6 protein-coding genes are annotated in these 8,459 nt (G+C 73.1%); 4 read left to right on the top strand and 2 right to left on the bottom strand.

From position 1 onward, the window contains the following. On the bottom strand, window positions 1-3,759 hold a 3,759-nt coding region (locus tag K7472_RS28935; RefSeq protein ID WP_252396423.1), incomplete at its 3' end, for a sensor histidine kinase. A gap of 901 nt (window positions 3,760-4,660) precedes the next feature. Between K7472_RS28935 and K7472_RS28930 the strand changes: the two genes are divergently transcribed. The 4 genes from K7472_RS28930 (at window position 4,661) to K7472_RS28915 (ending at window position 7,546) form a co-directional block, all read left to right on the top strand. Then, a complete protein-coding gene (locus K7472_RS28930; protein WP_222981620.1) occupies window positions 4,661-4,864 on the top strand; it encodes a hypothetical protein in 204 nt (67 codons plus the stop codon). Between the two features lie 108 nt (window positions 4,865-4,972). Beyond that, window positions 4,973-5,764, top strand: a complete 792-nt coding sequence (locus K7472_RS28925) for a fumarylacetoacetate hydrolase family protein (RefSeq protein WP_222981619.1) — start codon at window positions 4,973-4,975, stop codon at window positions 5,762-5,764. After that, window positions 5,757-7,244, top strand: coding sequence for a glutamate--tRNA ligase (gltX, locus tag K7472_RS28920; RefSeq protein ID WP_222981618.1), 1,488 nt, complete (start codon window positions 5,757-5,759; stop codon window positions 7,242-7,244). Before K7472_RS28925 ends, gltX begins: the two co-directional genes overlap by 8 nt. A 143-nt stretch (window positions 7,245-7,387) precedes the next feature. Continuing rightward, on the top strand, window positions 7,388-7,546 hold the full coding sequence (locus K7472_RS28915) for a hypothetical protein (protein ID WP_222981617.1): 159 nt from the start codon (window positions 7,388-7,390) through the stop codon (window positions 7,544-7,546). Between the two features lie 168 nt (window positions 7,547-7,714). On the opposite strand, the gene K7472_RS28910 is transcribed toward K7472_RS28915, so the two are convergent. Next, complete coding sequence (locus K7472_RS28910; protein ID WP_222981616.1) at window positions 7,715-8,437, bottom strand: dienelactone hydrolase family protein; 723 nt, start codon at window positions 8,435-8,437, stop codon at window positions 7,715-7,717. Window positions 8,438-8,459 lie beyond the last annotated feature (22 nt).

Raw genomic sequence — 8,459 nt, 5'->3', positions numbered from 1 at the left:
CTGGTGAGTGGTGCCGAAACCGCGGCCGTCCGTCTGCTGGGAGCCGGCGCTCCGGCCCTGCTGGATACCGCGGCGGAGGTTGGTCAGCCGGCCGCGCACGTCGTCGGGGGCGCGCGAGACCTGGGGACCGGTGTGCTCGCTCTGCTGGGCCGTGCCGGGGACGAGGTTCGCCCGCGGCACCCGGCGCGGCAGACCGGACGGGGTCACGCCGCCCGCGGCCGGTTCACGGACCTGCTCGGCGCGGCGCCACCGCTCGTCGTTGGGGGAGACCCGCCACTCGCCGGTGTCGCCGGGACCGCGCTGCGGCGCGGGCGCCTGCGCGTCCTGGTCGCCGCCGGAGCGCTCCGGCGGCCGCGGGGGCACCGGCCGCTGCGGAGCGGGCTGCGGCGATCCGGGCGGCGTCGACCCGTTGCGGGGCGACCCGGTGTGGGGCGATCCGGGCTGCGGCGGAGCGGACTGCTGCGGGGCGCGCTGCGGCAGCGGGGGCTGCGCCGCGGGCTGCCGGGGCTCACGGTGGGACGGCGCCTGCGGACCGCCGAAGGCCTGCGCGTCGCCACCGGCCGGACCGTCCTGGTAGCCGGACGGCGCGGTGCGCTCGGCCTGCTGACGGAACCAGTCCGACTCCAGCGACTCGAAGATCGGCGAGCGGCCGTCACCCGGGGAGGTCGCGGGCGGCAGCGCCATCGGCTCGGCGGCGGGCGGCAGTTGGGGCTCGGGCCGCCGGCCCGCGGGGCGCTGCGGAGCCTGCTGCGGCTGCGGCACCTGCGGCGGCCGGGGGGCCTGCGGAGGCTGCTGCCGGTGGTCCCGGCGCGGCGGGACCTGCGGGACGTCGCCCGCGCCGATGGCCGGGAACTGGGCGGTCGAGGCCGCGTCCTGGTCGCCGAGCGAGCCGATCGCCGGGAACTGCGCGGTGGACGAGGCGTCGTCGTACGCCGGGGCGGGACGGCGCTCCTCACGCGGGAGCTGCGGCGGCAGGCCCTGCCGCGGGCCACCCTGCTGCGGGCCGCCCTGCCGCGGGCCCTGGGGGCTCTGCGGACCCTGCGGGCCGCGCGGACCGGGCTGCTGGGGCTCGCGGCGCGGCGGCGTCTGGCGGCCGCGCGGGCCGAAGACGTCGGAGCCGGAGCCCGCGTGCTGCGGCGCGCGGAACTCACCGGTCGGCGCGTCGCCGGGATAGCCCGCCGGGCCCACGCCCTGCGGGGCGTCGGGAGCCTGCGGGGCGCTGGGGCCCTGCGGCGCGTTCGGGGCCTGCGGCAGCGGGAACTCACCGGTGGAGCCGGGCCCGAAGGCGCCGCCTCCGAAGCCGTCGAACCCGCCGTCCTGACGCGGTGCCCGCGGTGCCTCCTGCTGGGGCTGCCGGGGCTGCCGGGGCGCGTGGAACTCCGCGGTCGTCGCGTTGTCGCGTCCGGTGCCGTGGTAGTCGGGGCGCTCGTAGCCCTCGGGGGCGTCCAGGCCGAGGACGTCGTCGTGGCCGCGCGGGACGTCCGCGCCCGCCCGGTCGTCCGCCTGCGCCCAACTCGGCGCGGGACGCTCGCCGGAGGCCGGCTGCGGCGCGCGCGGCGCGGTGTTCGGGCCCTGCCGAGTGGGCAGGCCCGCGCCGCGCTGCTGCTGGCCGGGGATCGGGGCACCGAAGGCGTTGGTGCCGCCGCCCGCGGCGGGGGCACCCGGGGCGCCGGGACCGTTGCCGCCGGGGCCGGAGTCGTGGTTGCCGGTGAGCGCGGGACGCTGCGCGGCGCCGGGCACCTGGCCGCGCTGCGGGGCGCGGCCGATGGGCTGGCCCACCCCGCTGCCGTTGCCGCCGGGGGCCGCGGCCCGCTTGCCCTGTCCCTGCCCCTGGCCCTGCTGGCCGGGCGCGGGCTTGGCGCCGCCCTGGGTGAGGTCGACGGGGAGCATGACCAGCGCGGTGGTGCCGCCGGAGTCCGACGGGCGCAGCTGGATGCGGATGCCGTGCCGCAGGGACAGGCGGCCGACCACGAACAGGCCCATGCGGCGGGAGACGGAGACGTCCACCGTCGGCGGGTTGGCCAGCCGCTCGTTGATGTCGGACAGGTCCTCCGGCGACAGGCCGATGCCGGTGTCGTGGATCTCGACCAGCACGCGGCCGTCGGGCAGCGCGTGGCCGGTGACCCGCACCTTGGTCTGCGGGGAGGAGAACGAGGTCGCGTTCTCCAGCAGCTCGGCGAGCAGGTGGACGAGGTCGTTGACGACGCGGCCGGCGACCTCGGTCGGCGGGACCGCGGTCAGCTCGATGCGTTCGTACTGCTCCACCTCGGAGGCCGCGGCGCGCAGCACGTCGACCAGCGGGACCGGCCGGGTCCACCGGCGGCCCGGCTCCTCACCGGCGAGGACCAGCAGGTTCTCACCGTTGCGGCGCATGCGGGTCGCGAGGTGGTCGAGCTTGAAGAGGTTGGACAGCTGGTCCGGGTCGGCCTCGCGGGACTCCAGCTCGGAGATGAGCGACAGCTGACGCTGGATCAGGCCCTGGCTGCGGCGCGAGAGGTTGGTGAACATCGCGTTGACGTTCCCTCGCAGCAGCGCCTGCTCGGCGGCGAGGCGGACCGCCTCGCGGTGCACGTCGTCGAACGCGCGGGCCACCCGGCCGATCTCGTCGCGGGTGTTGATGCCGATCTCCTCGACCGAGGTGTCGACGTCCTGCGGGTCGGACTCCGACAGCTGCTTGACCAGGTCCGGCAGGCGCTTCTGGGAGACCTCCTGCGCGGTGTCCTGGAGCCGCCGCAGCGAGCGGATCATCGAACGGGCCACCACGAACGCGCCGACCAGCGACACACCGAGGACCAGCAGGATCAGCGCACCGGACAGCAGGGCCTCCTGCTGCGCCGAGGTCCGCAGGGTCAGCGCCTGCTGCGACATCTGGTCGAGGAGTTCGGCCTCGATGCGGGACATCTCCTGCATCTTGGTGTCGTCCTCGTCGTACCAGTCGAGGTAGGACTTGGGCTGCTGGGTGATGCCGTCCGGGGTCTGAAGGACCCGCTCGCGGTACTGGTCGGCCTGGGTGATGACGGTGTTGCCGCCGTCGAGGGCCTTCATCAGGTCCGCCGAGCCGTTGCCGTACGTCTCGATGAACCGCTTGATCTCGGAGTCCTCGCTGTCCGAGGCACTCTGCGCGTAGAGCCGGTCGGAGGTGGACAGCGTGGGGCCGGAGGGGTTGGCGAGCGCGGCGCTGATCACCGCGCGCTGTATGGACTCGTACTCCTTGGCGGAGGTGAAGGCCGCGAGCGCGCGGGTGCTGCGGATCATGTCCGAGTTGCTGGTCGCCTGCGCCATGTCCTGGGAGAGCGACAGCAGCGAGGTGATCAGCTGGTCGTAGCCGGAGACCGTCTGCGAGATGTACTGCGTGTGGTTGTACGCGTTGTCGCGGATCTGCTTGAGGGTCTGCAGCTGACGCGTGATGTCGATGACGGTGCTGCGGACGCCGACCAGCGACGGGTCGTTGCTGTTGATGTTGTCGGTGGCCTTCTGGAAGGCCGTGACCTCGCGGTCGGTCTCCTCGCGGGAGGCGACCACCGCGTCGTCCGTGACGTGGCCGGAGGTGATCGGGCCCGCGGAGGAGTCGCGTTCGTCCTGCAGGGCGTCGGCGAGCTTGGTCGCGCTGCCGGTCATCTCGGTCAGCAGCTTCATGTGGTCCAGCTGGCTGACGTTCTCCAGCGAGCTCTGGATGCGCAGCGCGCCCAGCGTGGTGGCCGCGACGACGGGCAGCGCCAGCAGCGAGACCAGACGGGTGCGGATGCTCCAGTTGCGCATCGCCAGCCGGGACGAGGCGTGCTTGCCGTGTTCCTTGCCGGTGACGGGCGGTTCGACGTCACCGGCGGCGACGCCCTTGGCGGACGGGTCCTTGAGGCTCTTGGCGCCCTTGCCGGACTTGCCGCCCTTGGCGTCGGCCGGGCCGGACGGCTTGGCGGCGCGTGGAGCGGCGGGACCGCCGTCCGCGGCCGCACCGGCCTTGGCGGCCTGCTGACCGGCCGGGGCCGAGTGGCCCGCGTCGTCGGCGGGGTTCCGCGGCTCGGGGCCACGGTCGGCTCCGCCGCGCGGCTCCGGGTCTCCCGCGGCGCCGCCATCCCTCTTGAAACGTCCCTGCACTAGCGTCGCAACCTCTGGACCAGGCGTCCCCCGCGCGGGCGGCGGACGGTGTCGAGTCTGTGGGGGCTCGCGCGGGTCCCCCGGGGGGTAACGGTCGACCGGCGGATGCCCGAGCACCGCCGCTCGACGCGTCTGCGCGCCCCCTGCGTGCCGGTCTTCAGTCGCGGCGGTCCGTGGAATTCCAGCACAGGCGCGGAAGTCCAACAAGGTCCGTAGACCACCCTGTGACAAGGGTTACGCAGTGCTGTTGCGGAATCACCGCATGTCGAGGAGGAGGTCGCCGATATCGGACTTATCCAGGCGAGCCCGGTGCGCGCTCCGGCTGTCCCGGTCGCGCCGTTCGGCGGCGAAACACGGTGATGGGTCCTCAATGTCCCTTTCTCGCACGGAGGTTGACGGGGTGATTTGTCGCGAATATGGGGGTGTTCGTGAGCAATATCACAGGGTGATCGTTGCCTGCGTCACGGAAAGCGCCCGACACCGCCGCCTAGCCTGATCCTTTGCAGAGCCCGAAGACAGCCCCCGGGCACCCGAGCTGACAACACCACACGAGGCCGGCACACCGATGAAGACGACCCTGCTGACGCGTCCCATAGCCAACCCCCGCCGGACCACCCTCGCGCACCTGAAGGACGCCGACGAGCGCCCGCAGGTCGCGGCGGTCGTGGCGGACGCCGAGAGCGCGCAGAGCACCGAGCGCGTGGTGGAACTGCCCAAGCAGACCGCCAACCCGCGCCGCACCGTCCTGGACAAGCTGCCCGCCGCCTGAGGCACCCCGGGTCCGGCCCCCCGCCCGACGCGTCCGGGGCCGGGCCCACCTGCGCGATAGCCTGGAGCGTCAGTCTCCAGCCACCGCAGTGAGGGGCAGCAGCTTCCCGTGCGCATCGCCAGGTTCTCCATCGACGGCAATGTCGCCTTCGGCGTGGTCGAGGGCGAAGGGACCGCTCCCGACGGTCTCGTCCTCGACATCATCAAGGGCATCCCGTTCGCCGAGTTCGAACGCTCCGGCACCAAGGTCCCGCTGGACAAGGTGCGGCTGCTGCCGCCGGTGCTGCCCAGCAAGGTCGTGGCGATCGGCCGCAACTACGCGGAGCACGCCGCCGAACTCGGCCACGAGGTCCCCGACGTGCCGTTCGCCTTCTTCAAGCCCTCGACCTCGGTCGTGGGCCCCGGCGACCGGATCCCGTACCCCTCGTTCACCGCGGAGCTGCACCACGAGGCGGAACTCGCCGTGGTGATCGGCCGGATGTGCCGCGAGGTGCCGCGCGAGCGGGCCCACGAGGTGATCCTCGGCTACACCTGCGCCAACGACCTCACCGCCCGCGACGTGCAGCGCGCCGAGAAGCAGTGGGCCCGCGCCAAGGGGTTCGACGGCGCCTGCCCGATCGGCCCCTGGGTGGAGACCGCCATCGACCTCGCGCAGGCCGGCGACCTGGCCATCACCTGCGAGGTCAACGGCGAGCTGCGGCAGGCCGGCCGGACCGGCCAGATGATCCACGGCATCGCCGACCTGATCGTCAACGTCACCGAGGCCATGACCCTGCTGCCCGGCGACGTCATCCTCACCGGCACCCCGGCCGGGGTCGGCCCGCTCGACCCCGGCGACGAGGTCGCCGTCTCCATCGAAGGCATCGGCACTCTCACCAACAAGGTGATCAAGCGTGGCTAGCGCACCCTCCGCGTCCGACGTACGCGTCCGTTTCTGTCCCTCCCCGACCGGCAACCCGCACGTGGGCCTGGTCCGCACCGCCCTGTTCAACTGGGCGTTCGCCCGGCACCACAAGGGCACCCTGGTCTTCCGCATCGAGGACACCGACGCCGCCCGCGACTCGGAGGAGTCGTACCAGCAGCTGCTGGACTCGCTGCGCTGGCTGGGCCTGGACTGGGACGAGGGCCCCGAGGTCGGCGGCCCGCACGGCCCGTACCGGCAGTCCCAGCGGATGGACCTCTACCGGGACGCGGCCCGCAGGCTCCAGGAGGCCGGCCACGCCTACGAGTGCTTCTGCACCACCGCCGAACTCGACGAGCGCCGCGAGGCCGCCCGCGCGGCCGGCCGCCCCTCCGGCTACGACGGCCACTGCCGCGACCTGAGCGCCGAGCAGATCGAGGCGTACCGCCGCGAGGGCCGCGAGCCCATCGTGCGCTTCCGGATGCCCGACCACCCGATCACCTTCACCGACCTGGTCCGCGGTGAGCTGACCTTCACCCCGGAGAACGTGCCGGACTACGGCATCGTCCGGGCCAACGGCGCGCCGCTCTACACCCTGGTCAACCCGATCGACGACGCGCTGATGGAGATCACCCACGTCCTGCGCGGCGAGGACCTGCTCTCCTCCACCCCCCGGCAGATCGCGCTGTACGCGGCGCTGGCCGAGATCGGCGTGGGCAACGGCACGACCCCGCACTTCGGCCATCTGCCCTACGTCATGGGCGAGGGCAACAAGAAGCTCTCCAAGCGCGACCCGCAGGCCTCGCTCAACCTCTACCGCGAGCGCGGCTTCCTGCCGCAGGGCCTGCTCAACTACCTGTCCCTGCTGGGCTGGTCGCTCGCCGCCGACCGCGACATCTTCACCCTCGACGAGATGGTCGCGGCGTTCGACATCGACGACGTCAACCCCAACCCGGCGCGCTTCGACCTGAAGAAGTGCGAGCACATCAACGCCGAGCACCTGCGTCTGCTGGACGTCGCGGCGTTCATCGACGCGTGCGAGCCGTGGCTGCGCGCCCCGTTCGCGCCGTGGCGCCCCGAGGCGTTCGACCGGGCGAAGTTCGAGGCGATCGCCCCGCACGCGCAGACCCGGCTGACGGTGCTGTCCGACATCACCGCCAACGTCGACTTCCTCTTCCTCGACGAGCCGGTGGACGACGAGGCGTCCTGGGCGAAGGCGATGAAGGAGGGCTCCGACGCGCTGCTGCGCACGGCCCGCGCCAAGCTCGCCGACGCGGAGTGGAACGCGGAGGAGCTCAAGTCCGCGGTCCTGGCGGCCGGTGAGGAGCACGGCCTGAAGCTCGGCAAGGCCCAGGCCCCGGTCCGGGTCGCCGTCACCGGCCGCACGGTCGGCCTCCCGCTCTTCGAGTCCCTGGAGATCCTCGGCCGAGACCGCACGCTCGCTCGTATCGACGCGGCATTGGCCAAGCTGACGGCCTGACGGCCTGGCACGACCTACGAGGCGGTGGGCGGGCCCTTGGGGCTCCACCCGCCGCCTCACGCGTTTGGGGTACGGCGGAGCTGAACCCGCCGGGCGGACGCGCTCCGGGCAGCGGGATGGCTGTCGGAGAGGAGGCCCTGACCATGGCCGTTGCGGATGACCGATCGCAGATGCTGGTCGAGGAGTTCGAGGAAATCGCCGCCGCGGCCGACGGCCTGGGCGTCCGGCTGGAGTTGCTCCGTCTGCCGGAGCCGGTCGGCATCGTCCTGGAGACGGAACCGCTGTCGCAGTGGACGCGCTGAGGGTTACGTGTCCCGCATCGGCTCTGACCGCCCGCCGACGCCAGGTACAGGTCTCCGGAATCGCTTGTCACCCCGTTGTCTCCGGCAAGGGTTTCGTCAACGAAAGTTGTTGCCGGAGACAAGGGTGAGACAAGCATTCTTGAGGGGGCGGTCCCGGGAGGGCCGTGGCTAGCTCAGGTGGCGGGTGAAGAAGCGGGCGCCGTCGTCCACCTCGAACCACGGGGTGCCCGCGTGCCCGCCCAGATTGGCGTGCAGTGTCTTCTCCCTGCTGTTGAAGGCGTCGAACAACTCCAGGGCCCGCCCCCGGTCGTTCCCCTCGTCGTCCCACTGCATCAGGAACAGCAGCGGAACGCCGACTCGCCGGGCTTCCTCGCGCAGCGCGCCCGGCACGAAGCCCCCGGCGAAGAAGGCGGCGGCGCAGACGCGCGGCTCGACCACTGCCAGCCGGATGCCGATGGCGGTCATGCCCGAGTAGCCGACCGGGGCGCCGATCCCGGGCAGCGAGAGCAGGGCGTCGAGGGTGAGCCGCCATTCCGGGACGGCCTTGTCGACCAGCGGGACGATGAAGCCGTCCACGATGTCGTCGACCGGCTCGCCCGCCCGCATCGCCCGGCGGAGGTCCGCGCGGGACCGCTCGTCGGCGGCGGAACGCGGCCGTTCACCGTGCCCGGGGGCGTCGATAGCGGCCACGGCGAACCCGTACGCCGCCGCGTAGTGCCGGGCCCGGGCCACCAGCCGGGCTTCCCGCTTGTGCAGGCCGCCGTTGTGGCCCATGAGGATCAGCGGGGCGGAGGCGGATCCGGGCGTCCACAGGAGGCCGGGGACCTCACCGAGGGTGAACTCGCGTTCCAGAACGCCGTCGTCCAGGCGTCGTTCGGAGGTGAATCGCATGGTCGTGTGTGTCCTTCGGGAG

It is taken from the genome of Streptantibioticus parmotrematis, assembly GCF_019890615.1.
GTDB lineage: Bacteria > Actinomycetota > Actinomycetes > Streptomycetales > Streptomycetaceae > Streptantibioticus_D > Streptantibioticus_D parmotrematis.
Note: the sequence above shows the minus strand (reverse complement) of the source record. Positions and strands in the feature narration are given on the sequence as shown.

Coding starts and splice junctions, on each gene's coding strand:
- K7472_RS28930 (WP_222981620.1), top strand. CDS start 4,661: ATGAAGACGACCCTGCTGACGCGTCCCATAGCCAACCCCCGCCGGACC.
- K7472_RS28910 (WP_222981616.1), bottom strand. CDS start 8,437: ATGCGATTCACCTCCGAACGACGCCTGGACGACGGCGTTCTGGAACGC.
- K7472_RS28915 (WP_222981617.1), top strand. CDS start 7,388: ATGGCCGTTGCGGATGACCGATCGCAGATGCTGGTCGAGGAGTTCGAG.